The organism is Mucilaginibacter sp. AK015 (genome assembly GCF_014200785.1).
Taxonomy (GTDB): domain Bacteria; phylum Bacteroidota; class Bacteroidia; order Sphingobacteriales; family Sphingobacteriaceae; genus Mucilaginibacter.
Map to the genome: position 1 here is coordinate 412,718 of NZ_JACHCV010000001.1, position 22,873 is coordinate 435,590.

17 protein-coding genes are annotated in these 22,873 nt (G+C 43.0%); 10 read left to right on the plus strand and 7 right to left on the minus strand.

Annotated elements, in window-relative coordinates:
• Nucleotides 1–36 precede the first annotated feature (36 nt).
• The 7 genes from HDC91_RS01675 (at nt 37) to HDC91_RS01705 (ending at nt 13,001) form a co-directional block, all read left to right on the plus strand.
• Entirely contained in the window at nt 37–2,451 is a 2,415-nt protein-coding gene (locus HDC91_RS01675; protein ID WP_183547894.1) for an ABC transporter permease, read from the plus strand.
• A 62-nt stretch (nt 2,452–2,513) separates the two neighbouring features.
• Nucleotides 2,514–4,910, plus strand: a complete 2,397-nt coding sequence (locus HDC91_RS01680) for an ABC transporter permease (RefSeq protein ID WP_183547896.1) — start codon at nt 2,514–2,516, stop codon at nt 4,908–4,910.
• Between the two features lie 117 nt (nt 4,911–5,027).
• Nucleotides 5,028–7,481: an ABC transporter permease gene (locus tag HDC91_RS01685; protein WP_183547898.1), complete on the plus strand. Its 2,454-nt coding sequence runs from the start codon at nt 5,028–5,030 to the stop codon at nt 7,479–7,481.
• Nucleotides 7,482–7,550: 69 nt separating this feature from the next.
• Nucleotides 7,551–9,965, plus strand: coding sequence for an ABC transporter permease (locus tag HDC91_RS01690; protein WP_183547900.1), 2,415 nt, complete (start codon nt 7,551–7,553; stop codon nt 9,963–9,965).
• A gap of 291 nt (nt 9,966–10,256) precedes the next feature.
• The gene (locus tag HDC91_RS01695; RefSeq protein WP_162432528.1) at nt 10,257–10,934 is read left to right on the plus strand and encodes an ABC transporter ATP-binding protein; all 678 of its coding nucleotides are present in this window, start codon (nt 10,257–10,259) and stop codon (nt 10,932–10,934) included.
• A 13-nt stretch (nt 10,935–10,947) separates the two neighbouring features.
• A complete protein-coding gene (locus HDC91_RS01700; RefSeq protein WP_162432527.1) occupies nt 10,948–12,285 on the plus strand; it encodes a TolC family protein in 1,338 nt (445 codons plus the stop codon).
• Nucleotides 12,286–12,398: 113 nt separating this feature from the next.
• Complete coding sequence (locus HDC91_RS01705; protein WP_183547902.1) at nt 12,399–13,001, plus strand: porin family protein; 603 nt, start codon at nt 12,399–12,401, stop codon at nt 12,999–13,001.
• Nucleotides 13,002–13,070: 69 nt separating this feature from the next.
• Here the strand turns inward: HDC91_RS01705 and HDC91_RS01710 are convergent, their stop codons facing one another.
• Nucleotides 13,071–14,150: a DUF3667 domain-containing protein gene (locus HDC91_RS01710; protein ID WP_183547904.1), complete on the minus strand. Its 1,080-nt coding sequence runs from the start codon at nt 14,148–14,150 to the stop codon at nt 13,071–13,073.
• Between the two features lie 2 nt (nt 14,151–14,152).
• Nucleotides 14,153–15,412: a nucleoside permease gene (locus HDC91_RS01715; protein ID WP_183547906.1), complete on the minus strand. Its 1,260-nt coding sequence runs from the start codon at nt 15,410–15,412 to the stop codon at nt 14,153–14,155.
• A gap of 158 nt (nt 15,413–15,570) precedes the next feature.
• Between HDC91_RS01715 and HDC91_RS01720 the strand changes: the two genes are divergently transcribed.
• Nucleotides 15,571–16,167 (plus strand): porin family protein, encoded by a 597-nt coding sequence (locus HDC91_RS01720; RefSeq protein WP_183547908.1) that lies wholly within the window; start codon nt 15,571–15,573, stop codon nt 16,165–16,167.
• A 57-nt stretch (nt 16,168–16,224) separates the two neighbouring features.
• On the opposite strand, the gene HDC91_RS01725 is transcribed toward HDC91_RS01720, so the two are convergent.
• Genes HDC91_RS01725 through HDC91_RS01735 form a run of 3 tightly spaced genes read right to left on the minus strand, consistent with a single transcriptional unit; the run spans nt 16,225 to nt 18,598 of the window.
• Nucleotides 16,225–16,824 (minus strand): bifunctional nuclease family protein, encoded by a 600-nt coding sequence (locus HDC91_RS01725; protein WP_183547910.1) that lies wholly within the window; start codon nt 16,822–16,824, stop codon nt 16,225–16,227.
• A gap of 27 nt (nt 16,825–16,851) precedes the next feature.
• Nucleotides 16,852–17,829, minus strand: coding sequence for an electron transfer flavoprotein subunit alpha/FixB family protein (locus HDC91_RS01730; RefSeq protein WP_183547912.1), 978 nt, complete (start codon nt 17,827–17,829; stop codon nt 16,852–16,854).
• A 28-nt stretch (nt 17,830–17,857) separates the two neighbouring features.
• Nucleotides 17,858–18,598: an electron transfer flavoprotein subunit beta/FixA family protein gene (locus HDC91_RS01735; RefSeq protein WP_183547914.1), complete on the minus strand. Its 741-nt coding sequence runs from the start codon at nt 18,596–18,598 to the stop codon at nt 17,858–17,860.
• Between the two features lie 76 nt (nt 18,599–18,674).
• On the opposite strand from HDC91_RS01735, the gene HDC91_RS01740 reads away from it, so the two are divergent.
• The gene (locus tag HDC91_RS01740) at nt 18,675–19,016 is read left to right on the plus strand and encodes a tetratricopeptide repeat protein (protein ID WP_183547916.1); all 342 of its coding nucleotides are present in this window, start codon (nt 18,675–18,677) and stop codon (nt 19,014–19,016) included.
• Between the two features lie 43 nt (nt 19,017–19,059).
• Here HDC91_RS01740 and dnaB read toward each other — a convergent pair whose 3' ends face one another.
• Nucleotides 19,060–20,619 (minus strand): replicative DNA helicase, encoded by a 1,560-nt coding sequence (gene dnaB / locus HDC91_RS01745; RefSeq protein WP_162432518.1) that lies wholly within the window; start codon nt 20,617–20,619, stop codon nt 19,060–19,062.
• Between the two features lie 282 nt (nt 20,620–20,901).
• Between dnaB and rlmB the strand changes: the two genes are divergently transcribed.
• Entirely contained in the window at nt 20,902–21,675 is a 774-nt protein-coding gene (gene rlmB, locus HDC91_RS01750; RefSeq protein WP_255476635.1) for a 23S rRNA (guanosine(2251)-2'-O)-methyltransferase RlmB, read from the plus strand.
• Between the two features lie 95 nt (nt 21,676–21,770).
• On the opposite strand, the gene HDC91_RS01755 is transcribed toward rlmB, so the two are convergent.
• Entirely contained in the window at nt 21,771–22,856 is a 1,086-nt protein-coding gene (locus HDC91_RS01755; protein ID WP_162432517.1) for a mannose-1-phosphate guanylyltransferase, read from the minus strand.
• Between the last annotated feature and the right edge of the window lie 17 nt (nt 22,857–22,873).

Below are 22,873 nucleotides of genomic sequence, written 5' to 3' on the forward strand. Positions count from 1 at the left end.
AGGATTTAGCGTATACGATTTCGAATTTCAACAATTATGATCAAAAATTATTTTAAGACCGCCTGGCGCAGTTTGCTTCGTAACAAAAGCTATACTATTATAAACATTACAGGCCTGGCCATTGGCATAGCTGCCTGTTTGCTTATATTTTTAGTGATACATTTTGAAACCGGCTTTGATACCTATCACACTAAAAAGGACCGTATTTACCGGGTGTTGAATAAGCGCACATCGTCCGAAGGTGTTAAGTTTAGGTCTGGTTTGCCTTTCCCCATAGAAAAGGACCTCCGGATCGATTTTCCACAATTGCCGCTGGTGACATCGGTTATTAATGATGACGGCAAGCAACTAAGTGTTAAAGATGCCGCCGGACAGATAAAAAGGTTTAAAGAGGACGATCTTTATATTACCGACGCCGAATTTTTTAACGTGTTTGATTTTACCTGGGTTACCGGAAACAAAAAAACAGCGTTAACCGAGCCCAACACTGTCGTCCTTACCCAACGCATGGCCAGGAAATTTTTTGGTAATTGGGAAAACGCGATGGGTAAAACCATCACTTATGAAAATAAGATAGACCTTAAAGTTACGGGGATACTGCAGGACTTGCCTGTAAATACCGATTTGCCTGTTAATATAGCTATATCGTACGCAACCATTAAACAAACCGACTATAAGAACAACCTGGAGGATTGGGGCAGTAATTTTGGATCGCATAATTGTTTTGTTGTGCTGCCCGCTAACGTTAGCGAAGCGCAGTTTAACAAACAACTGGTACCGTTTATAAAAAAACACCGCCCTGACGAAGCAAAACGCGAAGCGTTTTTATTACAGCCTTTAACCGAGATGCATTTTGATACCCGTACAGGGCTATTCAACGGCCAGGTATTTAGCAAGGATATGATCAGGACATTAAGCCTTATCGGGGTGTTTTTACTGGTGATAGCCTGCGTTAACTTTATTAACCTGGCCACAGCACAGGCCGTTAACCGATCGAAAGAAGTAGGTATAAGGAAAGTCTTGGGAAGCAAGCGCAGACAGCTCATATTACAATTTTTAAGCGAAACTTTCATCATTACCTTGTTTTCTGTGTTGCTTGCCATAGCGTTAAGCGAAGCTGCTTTGCCTGCCTTGAACGGCCTGCTCGAGATAGGATTAAGCGCCGGTTTTGTTAACGACCCGGTTATCATTTCATTTTTAGTGGCGGTACTTATTGCGGTTACGTTACTTTCCGGGGTTTATCCATCAATGGTACTATCGGGCTTTAACCCCATAGCCGCCTTAAAAAACAAAATAACCGGTGTAAGGAGCAATGGCATTACCCTTAGGCGCGCGCTTGTGGTAGTGCAGTTTGGCATAGCACAAGTGCTTGTAATAGGTACTTTAGTCATCATTAGCCAGTTAAACCATTTTAAAAACTCGCCCTTGGGTTTCGATAAAGACGCGGTAGTAACAGTAAGCCTGCCCGGCGACAGCATTAGCCGCCTGAGAATGGCCGCCTTGCGGAACGAGATACTACAACAACCAAATGTTAAAAGCTTTAGCTATAGCTTTACCAGCCCGTCTGATAACACCAATTGGGGCACACCTATTACATACGACAATGCCGCCACAGAAACCGAATTTAGGGTAAACTTAAAATGGGCCGATGCCGATTATTTTAAACTGTACAACCTTAAGTTTGTTGCCGGCGGCCCGTACAGCCAAAGCGATACGGTAAACGCCTATGTAGTTAACGAGACTCTTCTAAAGAACCTTGGCGTAACCAACCCTAAGGATGCCATTGGCAAAACCATAAACATTTGGGGGGATAAAAATTTAACCCAAAAAATTGTTGGCGTGGTAAAAGATTTCAACGTAACATCATTACGGGAACAGATACCACCGGTAGTTATGGGGGCCTGGACAGGCCAGTACGGCATAGCAAACATTAAGCTTTCGCCAACGAATATGCAGCCCACACTCGCCATCATAGAAAAACTGTGGACAAAAACATTCCCCGAAAATATCTATGAACACAAATTTCTTGATCAGAAAATAGAGAATTTTTACAGAAAGGAAAGTCAGCTGTCACAGCTCTACAAGATTTTTGCGGGGATAGCCATTTTCATATCCTGCCTGGGCTTGTATGGCATGGTATCGTTTATGGCGGTACAACGCACCAAAGAGGTAGGCATCCGTAAAACGTTGGGTGCATCGGTAGCAAATATCGTATACCTGTTCTCCAGGGAGTTTACCATACTCATTTTAATATCATTCGTTATTTCGGCGCCCGTTGCATGGTATTTTATGCAGCAATGGCTGCAAGGCTTTACGTATCGAATACATCCGGGTGCGGGCATATTTGCCATGGCTATTGCCTTATCCATCATTATTGCATGGGTAACAGTAGGGTACAAGGCTATAAAGGCCGCCCTGGTAAACCCCGTAAAAAGTTTGAAAAGCGAGTAAGGTGGAATGGTGAGTACAGAGAGGTGAATAATTAGCATTTAGCGTTTGGAATTTAAACCATCATGATAAAAAATTATTTTAAGATCGCCTGGCGCAACCTTTGGAAAAACAAGGTTTCATCAACTATTAACACTGTTGGCCTTGCCATTGGAATGGCCGCGTGCATAGTTATCCTGTTGTTTGTATCGTACGAGAGAAGTTTCGACAACTTTCATGGCGATAACATCATCAGGTTAAACGAGGTGCAGAAGTTCCCGGGGATGGCGGCATCGCAAAAGGTAGGCTTATCCATGTTTCCGATGGCGCCCGCGCTTAAAGCGGAATTCCCTGAAGTAAAAAGCTACACTCGCGTAAAATGGGACCGCAAGTACCAGATGACCAATGGCGAAACGAGGGTGTTTTTGCCACAGGTTTTCGCGGTCGACTCGGCCTTTCTGGATATCTTCAATTTTAAGGTTATAAAGGGTAACGCAAAAGATGCTATCGAAAAACCCAACAGCATAGCCCTTACACAGGAAACCGCCGAAAAGTTATTCGGTAAGGAAGACCCGATAGGTAAAGTTATAAATCATTATGGTGGCGATACGGTAAAGTTTACGGTAACTGCCGTTATGGAAAACTGCCCCAAAAACTCGCAGCTGCAATTTGATGCTTTGTATTCGTTACCAGGCATTCAACAAAAATGGATGGACAGGTGGGGCGGCAACTGGCTAAACACCTATCTTAAAGTTACACCCGGCACTGATCTGAGGGCCTTTGAAGCAAAAATGCCTGCCTTCTTAAAAAAACACATGAACGGCGAGGGCTGGAAATATTACGAGTTGTTTTACCTGCCGTTGAAAGATGTACATTCTAAAGCTGCGGATATAGGCCTGGATTACCTGAACTTCCAAAAATTCGACCAAAAATCAACCAACCTGTTTGCTATTATAGCTTTCATTGTGCTCATTATAGCGTGTATCAACTTCATGAACTTATCTACCGCCCGTTCGGCAGATAGGGCTAAAGAAGTAGGTATCCGCAAATCAATTGGCGCGCACCGGCTGCAGCTGGCCCTGCAATTTTTAAGCGAAACCATATTGCTTTCGTTACTGGCATTGGTGCTGGCCATTATTTTGGTAGAACTGGCTCTGCCGTATGTAAATCACCTGAGCCTGCGGGATATAACGCTGCCGGTATTCAGCAAACCTTCGTTCCTGCTGGTTATTTTGCTGAGCACTATAATGGTTGGTATTATCTCGGGCATTTACCCGGCATTGTTCCTGTCGTCTTTTCAACCTGTAAAGGTTTTAAAGGGATCAGTAAATACCGGCAAAAATAAAGGCACGCTGCGCAATGTGCTGGTTATCGGCCAGTTTACAAGCGCCGTATTTTTGATGATCGCTACCGCTTTCGTGGTAAAACAGTTAAGGTTTATGCAGCAAAAAGATCCTGGTTTTACCCGCGAGCAGGTGGTTACCATTCCGCTCGACAGGATCTCGGGGCAAAAGTACCAGGTCTTTAAACAGGCGCTGTTAAGCAATACCTTGGTTACGGGCGTTACCGCATCTCAGGATCAGTTGGGCAGCCACTTAGACCAATCGGGCGTTACTTTTAAGTATAACAATTCGCCTGCGCGGGAAATGGCTGCTACACAGCTTGTAGTTGATGATGATTACCTGAAGGTGTACAATATTAAAATGGCGTTAGGGAAGAATTTCTCTCCCGAAAAGTCAGCAAACGGCCGCGAGTATATCATAAACGAGGCGATGGCCAAAGAGCTTTTGAAAGATCATCCAAAGGCTACAGAAGAATCGTTGATCGGTCAGCGGTTCGGTTACGATTCGCTTGGGGTTATAACCGGTATAGCTAAAAATTTCAACTTTAACTCGATGCACTATAAGGTTGAAAACCTGTTTATTGTAAATCAGGATGAATGGGGCTTCAGCACGGTTTCGGTAAAAATAAAGCCGGGGAAATCAAAAGAGGCTATAGCGTATATCAAATCTACCTGGGAGAGCCTGATACCGGGTTATCCGTTTGAATACCAATTTTTAGACGACCACTTTGCAGAGGTTTACCGTGCAGACGACCAGGTGAGCAAAATAGTGGGCATACTTGCCGGTTTGGCCATCCTGATATCGTGCCTTGGCTTGTTCGGGCTTGCATCATTCTCTGCCGAAAAACGGATTAAAGAGATAGGCGTACGCAAAGTTTTAGGCGCATCGGTGCAAAACATTGTGATGTTGCTGTCGGGTCATTTTATAAAACTCGTACTAATATCAAACCTGATAGCCTGGCCGCTGGCATGGTACGTAATGAACCGCTGGTTGCAGGATTTTGCCTATCGTATCAATGTAACCTGGGGAACGTTTGTATTTGTTGCGTTGGTATCGGTATTTATCGCTTTGGCAACCATTAGTTTTCAATCCATCAAAGCTGCGATAGCCAACCCGGTGAAAAGTTTGAGGAGCGAGTAATAGGGATTGGTTAATCAGAGAAGAGAGCATCGGCGCGGCGAGATGTAACCTGCTTTATTTAACTGTTGTCAAAAATTAAGGCGTAAAGTTTAAGATTAGAAATTAAGTTTATCAATCATGATCAAAAATTATTTTAAAATAGGGTGGCGTAACATGATGAAGAACAAGTTCTTCTCGTTCATCAACATATTTGGTTTATCGGTAGGGCTGGCATGTTGTATGCTGATAGCACTGTATCTTAAATACGAAACCAGTTACGATACCCAACATACAAATGGGCCCAATATTTACCAGGTGGTAACCGCTTTTGTGCAAAATGGCAACAAGCGAATGAAAATGCCAAATACGCCAGCGCCAATGGCGGGCGCTTTAAAGCAGGAGTACCCCGAAGTACTGGAATCTGCGCGCTTGCTAAAGCTTTTTATTGACGACAAAACCATTTTGCAGTATAACCCTGCAAGCGGTGAGCGTAAATCTTTGCTCGAACAAAATGGTTTCCTTGCCGATCAGTCGTTTTTCAAAATATTCACTTATAACTTTATTGAGGGCAGCCCTGCTAACGCCTTGACCAACCCACGTACTATTGTGCTCTCAAAAACACTTGCCCGGAAGCTTTTCGCTGATCAACCCGCGCTTGGCAAAGTTATCCATGTTAACAGCAACACTAACGGCGAACAGGATTATACCATAACCGGTGTGTTCGACGAGGGTAAGGTTCCATCGCACATAAACGCCAATTTCTTCCTGTCGATAAATGGTGGTGCTATGGAAGGATTTATAAAACGGAATGGGAATGATTTTGCCAGTAACAATATGTTTTATACATACCTGTTGCTAAGGCCTGGCACGGATGCTGCCAGCCTTGAGGCCAAACTGCCAGCCTTTATTGATAAGTACGCGGGCAAAGATCTAAAGGCTATGGGCTTTCAAAAGGTACAATCCCTAATCTCGCTGCATGATATACATTTGAGCAGCGAGGTTGAAAGTAATGTAACTCCGCCTGCAAGCAAAACCTATTTGTACGTGCTGTTTTCAATAGCCGTGTTCACGCTTATCATCGCTTGTATCAACTTCATGAACCTTTCTACCGCCCGCTCATCCAAACGATCATCAGAGGTGGGGGTACGGAAGGTTTTGGGTGCCGAAAAATCTACGCTGATCCGTCAGTTCCTGGGCGAATCGGTTTTAATGACCTTGATAGCGTTTATATTTGCCATTGCTATTACCTTAATATTGCTGCCTTTCTTCAATAATTTAGCTGATAAGCACATTACATTATCTTTTAGTAAAGACAGCACATTGTTTCTGGAATTTCTATTGATGGCGCTTATTACAGGCGTGCTTGCGGGAAGTTACCCGGCATTTTACCTGTCGTCGTTTAACCCGGTAAAGGTGTTAAAAGGCAAGCTAACCAACTCTCTTGCCGTTGTGGCTGTGCGAAAAGGACTGGTTGTTTTCCAGTTTATTATTTCGGTGGTGCTTATTGTGGCATCGGTTGTTATTGCAAGGCAAATGAGTTACATGCGCAGTGCGGACCTTGGCTTTGCAAAAGATCAGCAAATAGTGTTGCCTTTACGCACTTCAGCCGCTAAAGCTGCTTACACCGCCCTTAAGGCCGACTTACAGCAAAACACCCAGGTAGCATCTATCGGTGCATCGGCGTACTACCCGGGTGTTTTTAATCCAAGTGATAACCTTTTATACCCCGAGGGAAAAACCACTGCCGAAGGAAGGCGCACACGTTTAAACTATGTAGATAATAATTTTTTACAAACGCTGGATATCAAACCGGTTGCAGGGCGACTTTTCTCAGCGGAGTTTGGTTCGGATACTGCTAATAGCATCATTATTAACGAAAAGGCCGCTAAAGAATTTGGCTTTACAGATGTTAAGGATGCGGTTAATAGAAAGGTGATGAACAATTTTCAGGGGAACACAACCGCGTTTACCATTGTGGGCGTGGTTAAAGATTTTCATTACGAAGACCTGCACCTGCCTGTAACGCCTTATGGCTTTTTCCTGAATACCGGCGGCTATAATTATATGGTGATACATGCCAAGCCAGGTAACATGAGCAACATGTTAAAAACCATTGAGGCCAGCTGGAAAAAATATGATCCTAACGATCCGTTTGATTATACCTTTCTTGATGACGACTTTCAAAAAAATTATCAGGCCGATACCAGATTGGCGGGTATAGTAGGCTATTTTACTGTTGTGGCTATCCTGATATCGTGCCTTGGGCTGTTTGGTTTAGCTGCCTTTAGTGCCGAGCAGCGCACCAAAGAAATTGGCGTGCGCAAGGTATTAGGCGCAAGCGTAAAAACAATTGTTTCTTTATTATCCGTTGATTTTTTAAAGCTGATAATTGTTTCCGTTATTATCGCATCCCCAATTGCATGGTGGATAATGAACAAATGGCTTCAGGAATTTGCCTATCGTAAAGACATCGACTGGACGATATTTGCATATACTGCAACGATCGCTGTCATAATTGGTCTTATTACAATAGGGTCGCAAGCGCTAAAAGCTGCTCTGGCAAACCCGGTAAAAAGCTTACGCAGCGAATAGTTTATAGCGAATATTGAGTTAACCGGTTTAATCAGTATTTAGAATTTAGAGTTTTAGAATTTCCATATCATGATAAAGAATTATTTAAAAACCGCATGGCGTAACCTGCTGCAAAACAAAACCACATCGCTCATCAGCATGGCGGGGCTGGCAGTGGGTATCTGTTGTTTCCTGTTATTAACTACCTATCTGATCAACGAGTTAAGGTACGATAGGTTCAACGTTAATGCCGATAGGATAGCGCGTGTAGCTTACAGCTATAAATCGCCGGATGATAAAGAGGCACGATACTTAGCTGTTACACAAACGGCGGTTGTGCCCGTTTACAAGCAGCAGTTCTCTGAAATAGAGGATGGGGTGCGGGTGTTTAATTTATCAGGACAGAGACCCGTAACGGTGAAGTACGGCGATAAGCTTTTTGCTGAGAAAAATATGCTTTTGGCGGATGAATCGTTCTTTAAGATCTTTACGTTCAAATTTCTGCAAGGCAGTGCGCTTAAGGCACTATCAGACCCATCATCAGTTATTATAACCGAGTCGACAGCAAAAAAATATTTTGGCACTGAAAATCCTATGGGTAAAATACTAAAGGTTGATGACAATAATAACCTTATGGTAACCGGTGTTATACAAGATGTGCCTGCTTATTCGCAGATCAAGTTCGACCTGATAGCGAATTCGGCGCTTGACCCGGGAACAAAAAATTTAAAGTGGAATGCTGCTAGTAATTACTCATATCTGCTATTAAAGCCAGGTACCGATCTCAAAGCTTTAGAAAAAAAGATGGACGCATATATCGCGAATGTCTTAAAGGAACAAAACAGGCCCGGCGTTACAACTACTTATACTTTAGAACCACTTACCAGTATACACTTAAAATCTAAAGCGCTTTACAGCTTAGAGGTACCCGGAGACATCAAATACATTTACATTTTAGGCGTTGTGGCAGTAGTGTTGCTGTTGTTAGCCTGCGTAAACTTCCTTAACCTGGTAACCGCCCGCTCCGCGGAACGAGGTCGCGAAATCGGGGTACGCAAGGTTATGGGCGCTGTGCGTGGGCAGCTGTTTACCCAGTTTATCATTGAAGCCGGTATAATCACGCTTTTTTCGTTAGCCGTGGGTATGCTGCTCCTTATGGTTTGCCTGCCTGCGTTTAGCGTATTTACCGGCCAGCAATTAAGCATCGAAACATGGAATACTTCCTGGTTAATTGGTGCTTTGGTCGTGTTGTTTGTAGTAGTTACCTTTATGGCCGGTACCTACCCGTCGTTATATCTGTCGGCTTTTAAACCTATCGTTACGCTTAAAGGAAATTCGTCCACTCAATCGGGCGGCAACATGCTGCGCAAGTCGTTGGTAGTGTTTCAGTTTGTGGTATCGGTGTTCTTTATCATCAGTACATTAATTGCAAGCAATCAGTTACGGTACATGCAAAATCTAAACACCGGTATAAACCGCGACCAGGTAATGGTACTTGATATAGGCGGAATATCGTTTAATGACATCGAAGCATTTAAGAATGAGCTGAAACAGCAAAGCGGCATTTTGGCTTCTACCGCCAGTTACGATTCGCCTGTGAATGTCCGCGGCGGGTATTCTATTAACAGCGCGGACGGTAAGCCCGCCGATTTTAGTTTATCGGTTACCGCAATACCCATCGAAAGGAACTTTGTAAAAACCTTAGGTATAAAATTGGTTGCTGGAAACGACCTTGACCTTGGAGACGAACAGCAGGTGTTAGATAAAAATTACGAAAAGCGCCATTACAGCTTTATTTTAAACGAAACAGCGGTAAAAGCACTGGGCTGGAAACCTGCCGAAGCTGTAGGTAAAAAGATTGGGATGAACGGGCGCATGGGCGAAATAAAAGCCGTAGCGAAGGATTTTAATTTTACGTCGCTTCACCAGGAAATAACGCCTATAGCGCTATTTCCGGAGTATGAGTGGTTTGGTAAGCTGCTTATCAAAACATCGGGAAAAAATATGGCCAACACCATTGCCGCTATACAAACCAAATGGAAAAACTTTTATCCTAACAAACCCTTTGAATATCATTTTCTTGACCAGGAATTTGAAGAGTTATATAAAAGCGATCAGCGTACAGGTTCGATATTAACAGCCTTTACCATTGTTACCATTTTTATATCCTGCCTGGGCTTATTCGGCCTGGCGGTGTTCTCGACCCGCCAGCGTGTAAAAGAAATAGGTATCCGCAAAGTTTTAGGGGCCAGCGTGGCCGGCATAGTTGGCCTGATATCCTTCGATTTTATAAAACTGGTACTTATAGCCATCGTTATATCATCGCCATTGGCCTGGTACGCTATGCATACTTGGTTACAAGATTTCGCCTTCCGTGTAAGCATACAATGGTGGATATTCGCGCTTGCGGGCGGCATGGCGGCGCTCATAGCTTTTTTAACAGTAAGCTATCAATCTGTAAAAGCGGCGCTTTCAAACCCGGTGAAAAGTTTGAGGAGCGAATAGATCAATTAGAGATCAACGATTAGAGATTAGAGGTTAGGCTGAAAAGCCTGACCTCTATTTGTATGTGGGATACCTAATCTCTAATCTCCTGCCACTAACCTTTAAAACCAACTGTATCATAACCGAACGCAGGCTGTACAGAAGCGTACAGTATTAGTTTTTAAGTTGTAATATAATTAGCTGAAAATAAAGTATTTATAACTTTGGTATGTTATTGATACGTCAATACCAAAATCAGTTTAAGAAATTGCAATAAATAACTCAATAATTCATTAAACAAAATTATAAAAAATGTTATCACTCCAGCATATTTCAAAGTATTACCAGGTAGGCGGCAACAAAAACTTCGTTATAAACGACATCAGTCTGGATGTTGACGAAGGCGAGTTTGTATCCATTATGGGTCCTTCGGGTTCGGGCAAGTCAACCCTGCTGAATATAATAGGAATGCTTGACGAGCCAACAGATGGTTATCACTACTTTGTAGATCAGGCGGTGCACCAGCTTAAAGAGCGCCAACGCTCGGCCCTGTATAAACAATACATCGGGTTTGTTTTCCAGGCTTATCATCTGATAGATGAGCTTACAGTATATGAGAACATCGAAACCCCTTTGATATATCAGGATGTAAAAGGATCAGAGCGTAAAGCTATGGTAGCCGATATGTTGGATCGTTTTAATATCGTCGGTAAAAAGGACCTTTTCCCGGCGCAGCTATCAGGCGGGCAACAGCAGCTTGTTGGTATAGCCCGCGCACTTATTGCCAAACCCAAATTATTATTAGCGGATGAGCCTACAGGTAACCTTAACTCTAAACAGGGTGAGGAAATTATGGAACTATTCAGTAAGCTGAACAAAGAGGATGGCGTTACCATCATCCAGGTAACCCACTCCGAAAAAAACGCCGAATATGGCACGCGTATTATCAACCTGTTGGATGGAAGGGTAGAATCTTCGAAAAAATTCTGAACTATAACACAAAATGCGATACTTTAAATTTTTACTTTTTAGCTTAATTACAATAGCACCGGCACTGGCACACAGTCAGGCGGTTGATAGCGTACTAACCCTGCAGCAATGCATTGATATAGCTGTAAAAAACAACCTTGATGTAAAGAAAAGTGAACTGCAGCTACAAGTTGCAAAAGTTGATAAGAACCAGGCTAAGGAAAACCTGCTGCCGGCAATTAGCGCGCAGGTTGATCATGGTATTAGTAATGGCCGCAGCCTTAACCAGGTTGATTATACTTATGTTAATGCATCTACAAAATTTGCGAGTTACAGTGCCAATGCCGACTTAACCTTGTTTAGCGGATTGCAAAATTTAAACAGGATAAAACAAACGTCGCTTGCGTACAAGGCAGGAGAGATGGACCTGCAGCAAGCAAAAGATGCGATAACCATTAATACCATAACCGCTTATTTGCAAGTGCTTAATAATACCGAGGCGCTTGCCCAGGTACAAAACCAGGTAGAGGTTTCCAAAAAACAACTTGACAGATTGGACATTTTAGAAAAGCAGGGTGCGAATAAACAGCCCAATGACTTTTATGATCTGAAAGGTACATACGCCGATAACCAGGTAACTTACGTAAATGCCAAAGCTGTGCTCCAAACATCAAAACTAAACTTGTTACAGATACTAAACATACCATACCGACCCGATATTAAATTTGAAAAGTTAACCGGGGCGGAAATATTAAGACAAAACGGCACATCCGACGAGATTTACCAAACAGCTTTAGCGCAGCTGGCTTACGTAAAAGCAGCAACATTAAGGCGCCAAAGCGCCGAAAAAGGTGTTGCCGCTGCCAAAGGGGCTTTGTATCCAACAATATCATTATTTGGAGGATTGAATACTAATTATTCGAGCGCTGCCAAAATAAATGATGTGGCCATCCCGTACGGCGACCAGTTCAAAAACAACTTTTATAACCAGTTTGGTGTAAGCGTACGGATACCCATCTTAAACTATTTTCAAAATCGCAATAAGGTAACGTTGGCAAAAATTGACTTACAGAACTACAAGTATGTTGAGGAAAATACCAAGATAAAGTTGCGTCAGGACGTTGAGCAGGCTTATTTGAATATGAGTAACGCCCTTGAAAGATACAAGGCGCTGCAAGAACAGGTTAAAGCTTACGCCGAATCGTTCAGGATTGCCGAGATACGCTTTAACGCGGGTGTATTAACGTCTGTTGATTATGTATTAGCCAAAAACTACCTCGACAGGGCCAACCTGAACCTGATCAACGCCCGTTACGACTGTTACATTTACAACAAAATATTAGATTACTACCAGGGTCGCCTATCATTATAACGCCTAATTATATATCACGGTTAAAATATCCGGTCTGCTTAACAGTAGCCGGATATTTCATTTTCAAACAAAACGTATATTTATCCTGTTAACTAATAAAATCAACAAAAACCATGAAAAAATTAATACTTACCCTTGGGATAGCTTTAGCTGTTACAACAATATCAAACGCGCAAATATTGCCAAAAGTGCAGGTTGGTATAAAAGGCGGTGTAAACCTATCAAGCCTGTCAAATTCGGGCAGTACATTCAGCAGCGAGAATCGCGCCGGCTACCTCGGTGGGCTATGGGCAAGGTTTGGTGCGTTAGGCTTTAACTTTCAGCCCGAACTTTATATAACCAGCAAAAATGTAGATATCAATAACAGCAACGGCCCCGCCCGTAATGCAAAATTTACCAGCATTGATGTGCCTTTACTTTTGGGCGGCAAAATTGGCGCATTTGGTTTGGGCGGCAGGTTTTACGCCGGACCGCTATTGTCGTTCGCTATAAACAAGGACAATAACTTTGGATCCGCTGTTGGCAACGCCGCCAGGTTTGATTACAAAAGCTCTAACTTTGCTATAACAGCAGGTGCAGGTATTGATATCAGGAAGATATCTATAGACCTGCGTTATGAAGCTGGCTTAACCAAGCAAAATTATTTCGACGGCTCTACTAATTACAAAACCCGTGTAAGCCTATTTAACCTGAGCTTAGGCTACGCGTTTTTATAATATCATCTAATTGATTTCAAAAAAGGCTTGTACAGATATTTTGCGCAAGCCTTTTTTATAGTAGCCGGTTTATATCGATGTTAGAGCGGTGATTCCTACCAGGATCAAAGAGCACATGCAAAACACAAACAAATACATTAATGAAACGCCTATCAGTTTGCTTACCGTGCGCCATCTGCTGCGGTTGTAAACGGTTCTGAAAGACCGGTACACGTACCAAAGTATTATGATATAAGCCGCAATTCCTACCCAATCCATCACGGTATCCCAACTGGCAGGTAATATCATGCTAATGATCAATACGACAGTAAGAAACAGGAATAAAAAGCAGTGCAGATGGATGGAATAGATCAAATGTTCTACATATAGTTTTCGATTTTTCCAAAAAGCTATTTTCAGTATTAAAGCAAATAACGGCAACAGCAGGAACATCATTTTAGGGATATTGTGTTTAAACCCCTCGATAAAAATTTCAGTCGCATTCTTTCCCTGGTTTTTCCAGTCGTAGCTTTTTTTGATAAAATAGCGCTCTATAAAGTTATCTCGTTCGCCCGGGGCAAGCTTACTTTGATTAGCCAGATACTCCTCATAAGTCTTTTCATTAGCGTTGCTTCCAAATACCGTAAAATTGCCGTCACCGTCTGATTTCTTTTTAATTTTTTTCGCGGCAGCATTATCTGAGCTATCGTTTTTTGTCGTCAGTTTTTCAGAAATGGCGTCCTTTTGCTGCGGGGTCAGGTGCTTGTCATTGTTAATGTCTTTTTTCACCGCCTTTTTTAAACTGTCAGAAAGTACAGACTCGCTTTGTTTACTGTCTCTTACAGTTAAAATGTTATGTTTTTTGTTCTGAAAGAAGAATAAAAAAAATACCAGACTTATAAAAATGTACATTTTAACGGGGTGCAGGTATTGCGCCCTGCGGCCGGCCAGGTATTCGTTAGTGAGTTTGCCGGGTTTAAACAATAATGGATTAAGCGTGTGAAAAAACTGGTCGTCAAAATGAAAGTAATCACTCACCGCATGAGTTATCATATGCCCAAAACTTTCTTTCATTTCCAGGTTTTCCTGCCCGCAGTTATGGCAAAATTTACCTTGTAAGTTGGTACCGCAGTTAAGGCAGTCATTTCCCTGCCGGTAGTGCTTTTTCATCGTCAGGCGTTTTCTATAGCATGTTTAAGGGCCGCATTGTGCTTATATTTAAACACAAACGGAAAAATTATGGCAATAGCTAAAGCATAACCGGCAAAGCTTAGCCAGATGCCATGCCAGTCTTTTTGGCCATTGGCCAGTATAAAATATTTATCAATAAGCCAACCGCTGATATTGCTGCCGAAGAAGGCGCCAAAACCGTTAACCATCATCATAAACAAGCCTTGCGCGCTTCCGCGGATCTCGGGTGCAGCCTGCGTTTCTACAAACAACGAACCTGAGATATTAAAGAAATCGAACGCCATACCGTACACAATGCACGATAGGATGATCATCCATAAACCATCGGCAGGGTTGCCAAACGCAAAAAGGCCGAACCGCAGCACCCAGGCTATCATGCTGAACAGCATAACGTACTTTATACCAAATTTACGCAGAAAGAACGGTATAGCCAGGATGAATAATGTTTCGGATATCTGCGATATCGACATGATGATTGCAGGCACTTTAACCGCAATAGTATCTTTATAAGCCGCTACATTTTTAAAATCATGCAGGTAGGTATCGCCGTAAGCATTTGTTAGCTGCAAGGCAGCGCCCAATAACAACGAGAACGCAAAGAAAATGGCAAACCTTGACGATTTGAACAATGCGAACGCATTTAAACCGAAGCTGTTTGCAAACGACCTGGTTGCTGCCTTTTTTAACATGGGTAAACATTTAGGCAATGTAAACGAATAAATACCCAAGGTAGCGGCAACTGCGGCCGCTATGTAAAATTGATTGGCGGACGTTTCGTTGTCTGTTAAACTTACAGCCCATAATGCAGCGATAAAGCCCACCGTGCCCCATGTGCGTATAGGCGGGTAAGCTTTCACTACATCTATCTTTTGGCTTTTTAAGGCAGAGTAAGCTACAGTGATAGATAATGATAAGGTAGGCATATAAAAAGCCATATTTAACAGCATTACCCAAAAAAAAGTTGCCGGGTTGGTTACCATTGGTAGCGCGCACAGTGTTGCAGCCCCCAGCAAGTGCATTATTCCATAAAGTTTTTCGGCGTTGATGAACCTGTCTGACAGGATACCGGTAAGGGTTGGCATAAAAATAGAAGCTATGCCCATAGTTGAAAAGATGGCCCCAAACTGCGCGCCCGACCAATTTTTGTTTTGAAACCAGTATGCACCAATGGTTAGCAGCCACGCTCCCCATATAAAAAATTGCATAAAATTCATCAGTATTAAGCGTAACTTAATATTCATACAGCACTGGTTTAAACAATTAATAGTTTTGAAAATAAAGGCGGAAAATAGCGAAATTAAGCGATATGAGAAAGCTATAAAAGCAACGTTTAACAACGGGGTATATAGTAAACGGTTTGATAAATTAATTATCTTCGCGCCAACTTTAATCACAATTTATGAACAAATTTTTTACTTCAGTACTTATTATTCTGGCTGCATCTACGGCAGCGTTCTCTCAATCAAAAGGCAAAACCGAATTAGGTTTAAACGTAGGCTTAAACATAGCCAATGTGTCGGCCAGCGGTGTTAACAATGATGACCCCCGCATTGGCTTTAACCTTGGGGTATCTGCCGATCATTACTTTTCTGAAACATGGAGCTTTAAAGCGAAGGTAAGTTACGATCAAAAAGGCTGGAACAATGGTTACCTCAACAATTTTACAACAAATTACCAGGTTAACTACATCACCATCCCCGTAATGGCTAACTGGCACTTTGGCGGTACCAAAAACTGGTATTTAAACTTTGGCCCGTATGTTGGCATTCTGCTTAACGCAACAGAAACCGCAGGTGGTACAGATTTGAAACCAATTTTCAACTCTACCGATTTTGGTGCCGACCTGGGTATTGGTGTTAAGTTCCCGCTTGCAGAGAAAGCTAAATTGTTTATAGAGCTTAATGGCCAGGCAGGGATTAACGATATTGCGAAAAATAACACTGGCTCTACGCTAAGGAATAGCGTATCGGCTATTAATATTGGTGTAAACTTTTAAGCTGATATATCAAACAAAAAGAGCGGGTAATTTACCCGCTCTTTTTGTTTGTACCTTTTACGATGATTTACGCTTATTTAGTTCATCGCGTATCTTAGCTGCCTTTTCATAAGCCTCTTCGGCCAGTGCTTGCTGCAGGCGGGTTTTTAGTTCATCGTCGCTCAACGACGTATAAGTGCCTGTTGCTGAAGTATGAGTTTTTTCTTCAGGAGTTTCATTTATGTTCTCCAGGTAAACAAAATCGTTACCTTCGATAACTATACCTGCTGTTGAAAGAATAAACTCATAAGTATAAATAGGACATTCAAACCTTACGGATATCGCAATGGCATCAGATGTACGGGCGTCTATCTCTATCGTTTTTTTTCCGTCGCTACAAATAAGCTTTGAATAAAAGATACCATCAACCAGGTTATAAATTATAATTTCCTGAACGGTGATATTGAACGCCTGGCCAAGGCTCTTGAACAAATCGTGCGTTAATGGCCGGCTGGGTGTCATCTTTTCTATCTCTATTGCAATAGCTTGCGCCTCAAAGCTGCCAATAATGATTGGCAGCCTGCGTCGGCCGCTTACTTCGCCCAGAACCAAAGCATAAGCGCCTGACTGTGTTTGACTGTAAGATAACCCTACAATATCCAGCTTGATCTTTTTCATGTCGTTACCCATCACAGCGATTTCTTTTTAAGCTGATGCTTTATATTCCTTAACAGCGGCAATTAATTTTGGTAATACCTCAAAGGCGTCGCCAACAATGCCATAATCAGCTACCTTAAAGAACGGCGCCTCGGCATCTTTGTTGATAACAACGATAACTTTTGACGAACTTATACCTGCAAGATGTTGTATAGCGCCCGAAATACCTATAGCAATATACAAATTTGGGCTAACAGCGATACCGGTTTGCCCAACGTGCTCTTCGTGCGGGCGCCAGCCGGCGTCTGATACAGGTTTAGAGCAGGCGGTAGCTGCTCCCAACAGGTTGGCCAGTTCTTCTATCATACCCCAATTTTCGGGGCCTTTCATACCACGACCGGCCGATACTACTATCTCTGCATCAGGCAGCGATACCTTATCTGTCGACCGTACGATGTCTTTGATCATTTCCTTAAAGTCGGATGCCTTTGCTTCTGCATTGAAATCTTCCACCGGTGCTGCAGAACCACCTTCAACAACTTTATATGAATTTGGGGTAAGCGCTATAACCTTGTTAGCCGATGTTAACTCGACGGTGGCAAACGCCTTGCCCGAGAACGCCGTTTTTTTAACGGTGAATTTTCCGCCGTTCTGTTCGGGCAGTGCAACCGCGCCATCGGCTACGCCGGCTTGCAGTTTAACGCCCAGGCGAGGAGCAAGGCCACGCCCGCTGAAGGAATTTGATAACACTACGATATCAGCACCATTAGTTTTTGCTGCTTCGGCAATAACCGAGGCATAGGCCTGGTTTATAAAATTCTTTAATTTCTCATTAGATACGTTTAAAACTTTTTCGGCGCCGTATTTGCCTAGGGCGGCTAATTCCTCGTTAGCAACATCACCAATTGAAATGGCTATAAGGTTGGTGTTATTTTGAGCAGCAATTGCTTTGGCGTATGATACCGCTTCGAAAGTTGATTTCTTGAACTTTCCGGCTGCATTTTCCGCGTATATTAAAACTGACATATTTGAATATTGATCGTTAAAACCTAAATTATATAACCCTTGCTTGTGTGTGCAGCAAGTCAACCAGTTTTGCCGGGTCATCTGCCGGAACCAAATTAACCTGGCCGCGCGGCGCGGGCGTTTCGTAACTGATAATCTGCGATAGCGTTTGTACCTCAACAGCTTCAACAACAGTTAATGGTTTGGTACGTGCGCCCATTATACCACGCATGTTTGGTATTTTAGGTTCGGCAACACCTTCGGCGCAACCCGCCACAAAGGGGAAGGGAATTGTAAGTACTTCTTTTCCGCCTTCAATTTCGCGCTCAACGGTTGCTTCGCTGTCGGTTGCGTCCAGCTTTTTGATGATAGATACAGAAGGGATGTCGAGCAATTCGCCCAGCATACCGGCAACTTTGGAGCCATTGTAATCAATAGATTCGCGGCCGGTAAGTATCAAGTCAAAGGGGTTTGCTTTAACATACTCTGCAATTTGATATGCAACGTACCAGGCATCCTGCGGTTTGGCATTTATACGTACCGCGTCAGCAGCGCCAATAGCCAGTGCCTTACGTATGGTAGCTTCGGTGTTTGCTTCGCCAACATTAATTACAGTTACGCTGCCTTTGCCGCCATCAGTTAATTCAATTGCGCGGGCAAGCGCTATTTCGTCATATGGGTTAAGGATAAACTGAACCCCGTTTGTATTAAATTGGGTGTTGTTATCTGTAAAGGTTATTTTTGTAGTGGTATCCGGAACATTGCTGATACATACCAGTATTTTACTCATTATAATTGGTTTATATATTTACAGGTATTGGTAATTAGGGTGCTGCAAATTTAGTTTAAAAAACAGAGAGTTTAAAATGGAGATAAGCAGATTAGAAAAGCTGTTGGCATTTATACAGAACGAACCCGAAGACGAATTTTTAAAATATGCGCTGGCAACTGAATATCTGCGACTTAACGATACCAGAAACGCCCTGGGATATTACGAAGACCTGGTAAACAATCACCCAAATTATACAGGCACTTATTACCATCTGGGTAAATTATATGAAGCCCTTAACCGAAAAGACGACGCCATTAGCACTTACGAGAAAGGGATGGAAATAACAAAAGCCAAACGGGATATGCATGCGTTCTCAGAATTGCAGGCTGTTTACCGTTCGGCTATGGGTTTTGAGGAAGATGATGAAGATTATTAAGAAGCCAAGATACAAGGATCAAGCGTCACGGCTCTAAGGTCATTTAAAACGGGGGCTCATCCTCCATATCATCCATTCTTGATGGACGGATAATGAAATTGCTTGGTTTACTATCAAAATCTGTTGACGGGTTTAAACCTGCAAAAGCGTTACCTGCCGGCGGAAAACTATCCATACCCTGGTCAAGATCGGTGAATTTAACATATTTACCCACAAATTTTAATCGCACACGGCCTGTTTCGCCGTTACGGTGCTTGGCTATGATAACCTCGCCAACACCTTGTGTAGGGTTATTATCCTCATCCACATCTAACCCGTAGTATTCAGGACGATAAAGAAAAAGCACCATATCCGCATCCTGCTCAATAGAGCCGGATTCACGCAAGTCTGACAGCATGGGCCTTTTTGAGCCACCCGGCCTGTTCTCTACCGCACGGCTTAACTGCGACAGCGCAATTACCGGCACATTCAGTTCCTTGGCTACGGTTTTGAGCGCACGCGAAATACTACCAATTTCCTGCTCGCGGTTGCCGCCTTTGCCGTCGGCCTTGCCCTGCATCAGCTGCAGGTAATCGATAATGATCAGTTGGATATCATGCTGCGATTTTAAACGGCGGCACTTGGCACGAAACTCAAATATATTTAGTGAAGGGGTATCATCAATGATCAAAGGCGCTGCCTCCAGGCGACCAATTTTGGAGTGGATCTGCTGCCATTCCCATTCTTCCAGTGTGCCTTTTCTAATCTTCTCCTGTTCAATTTCGGTTTCGCCGGATATTAGGCGGTTAACCAACTGAACGGATGACATCTCGAGCGAGAACACCACTACGGGCTTGTCAAAATCAACCGCGGCGTTGCGGGCGCAGCTTAATACAAAGGCGGTTTTACCCATCGCCGGGCGGGCAGCTATAATAACCAGGTCAGACCGTTGCCAGCCAGAGGTCATCCTATCCAGGTCTGTAAAACCCGATGCAACACCGGTTAAGCCGTCTTTTTTGTCTTTAAGCGCCTCAATATCCTTTAAAGCTTCGTGCATCAGGTCGTCCATCTTGCGCGAGTCCCGGCGAAGGTTGTTCTGCGCGATCTCAAAAAGGTTCTTCTCAGCTTTATCTAAAAGGTCTAATACATCGCTGGTATCTTCATAAGCGGTATTGATCACCTCAGTAGATATCCTGATCAGCTCACGTTGTATAAATTTCTGGATGATGATACGTGAGTGATACTCAATGTTAGCTGCCGATGCTACGCGGTTAGTCAACTCGGTAATGTAATACGCGCCGCCAATCATTTCCAGTTCGCCCTGCTGGCGCAGCTGCGCTGTAACAGTAAGGATATCTACCGGCGATGTTTTTTCGAACAGGATGCGGATGGCGTTAAATATTTTCTGGTGATTATCCTTATAAAATACCTCGGGTTTTAGTACATCAATTACGGATGAAAGGGCATCTTTTTCGAGCATCAGGGCTCCTAAAACAGCCTCTTCAAGGTCAACTGCCTGGGGTGGCAATTTGCCCAAGCCGGCATATGGTGTAGGGTTGGTTATCCTGCTTCTTCTATCGGTTGAATTGGGCTTATAATTAGGAGTATCGTTCTCAAATGTCATGATGAAACAAAAATATATAAAAAATGTTCATAGCTGTTTTTAAATCGCTAACAACAAAGTTTTCCACATAATAAAAACATTATCAGCACTATAAATTTTAACGCTAATAATTAACACTAAGTGTTTATAACGTGTTAATAACGACATAAGTACCTGATTACTATTGATGTTTATAAGTCTCTGCTATTGTTAAGTATTATCAACAATACTGTTAAGCGGGTAAGTTCAATAACTGTTAAATGAGTTAATTTAGGTACTTTTGGCGAAAATAATTTTAATAAAATGGCATATAATTCTAAACCTCCGCCGCGCGAAGGCAACCAGATGGTTTTCGGAATTCGGGCGGTGATTGAGGCGATATTGGCAGGCAAGGAAATAGAAGCTTTGTACCTGCAGCGCGGCCTGGGCGGCGGGTTGCTCAATGAGCTTAAAGAGGTGATGAACGAATACCAGGTAACAGGTCAGCAGGTACCGGTTGAAAAGCTGAACCGCATCACCATGAAAAACCACCAGGGTGTTATCGCCTTTATATCGCCTATTATTTATCAAAAAATAGAGAATATAATACCCGATATATTTGAAAGGGGTGAAGTGCCCCTGATATTGGTGCTGGATAGCATTACCGACGTGCGCAATATGGGCGCTATTGCACGTACGGCCGAGTGCGCTGGTGTACATGCCATAGTTATCCCGGCAAAGGGCTCAGCACAGATAAACCCGGACGCTATTAAAACATCTGCTGGTGCGCTATACAAGATCCCCGTATGCCGCCATGATAACTTTATGCAAACCGTAAAATTTTTGCAGGAATCGGGATTACAACTGGTTTGCTGCACCGAAAAAACAAACGATTATATCTACAAGCCTGATTATACCGCGCCAACAGCAATTATAATGGGATCAGAAGAAGACGGTATTCGTAACGACATCATTCGTATAAGCGATCATCTTGCTAAGATACCCATGTTTGGCGAGATCGAATCGCTTAATGTTTCGGTATCTACAGCTGTAATATTGTATGAGGCGATAAGGCAGCGCGGCCTTATAGAATCATGATGCAAGAATCAAGACATAAGAAAGCCCGGCTAACGTATAGCCGGGCTTTCTTATGTCTTGTCTTAATTCTTATATCTTGACTCTAACGTCTTTTATTAAATATATTTTGTCCCGAACTTGTTCTTCACATCAGCAACTATTTGTTTGACATTTTGCTCCTGGTCGCGGGGACAAATAAGCAGGGTGTTATTAGATTCTACCACGATGTAATCGTGCAGGCCTTGTAGTATTACCAGCTTTTCGCCGGGTACATTTACCATACAATTGCTGCTGTCATACATAATAACCTTTTCTGATGGTATTACGGCATTGCCTACATAATCCTTCTCGGCCAGCTGGTATATAGATGCCCAGGTGCCCAGGTCGCTCCAGCCAAACTCAGACGGCAGCACGTAAACATTAGGTGCCTTTTCCATAATACCGTAGTCGATGGATATGTTTATGCACCGTTGATATACCTTGTGTACAAACTCCTTCTCTTCATCAGTGTTATAAACCGAGCGCGCCTCGGCAAATATCTCATGCATTTCGGGCAGGTGGCTGTTAAACGAATCGACGATGGCTTTTGCCGACCATACAAATATTCCCGCGTTCCATAAGAAATCGCCGCTTTGAATAAAGGTTTTGGCAATATCAACAGTGGGCTTTTCGGTAAAGGTTTTCACCTTATGAAAATCATCGTTCAGTATTTGATCGGTATACTGTATATAGCCGTAACCGGTATCCGGTCTCGAAGGCTTAATGCCCAGGGTTATCAAACAGTCGTTTTGAGATGCGGTTTCTAACGATTTTTGTATCGTATCAATAAATGCAGCCTCGTCAAGTATCAGATGGTCTGATGGGGCCACAACAATAGCAGCATCGGGGTTCAAGCTTTCTATCTTAAAACAACCGTATGCAACGCATGGCGCCGTATTGCGCATAACCGGCTCGGTTAATATTTGCTGGTCGGCCATATCTGGTAATTGCTTTTTTACCAGGCTGGTATAGTTTTCGTTAGTAACAACGTAAATGTTTTCTTTGGGGCATACCTTCAAAAAACGCTCGTAAGTGTTTTGTATAAGCGTTTTGCCGGTACCCAGTATATCTATAAATTGCTTTGGGTGCGATGTTCTGCTGATAGGCCAAAAACGACTGCCGATACCGCCAGCCATTATAATGGCATAATAGTTTTTATTCATTGTATAATTGTAGATTT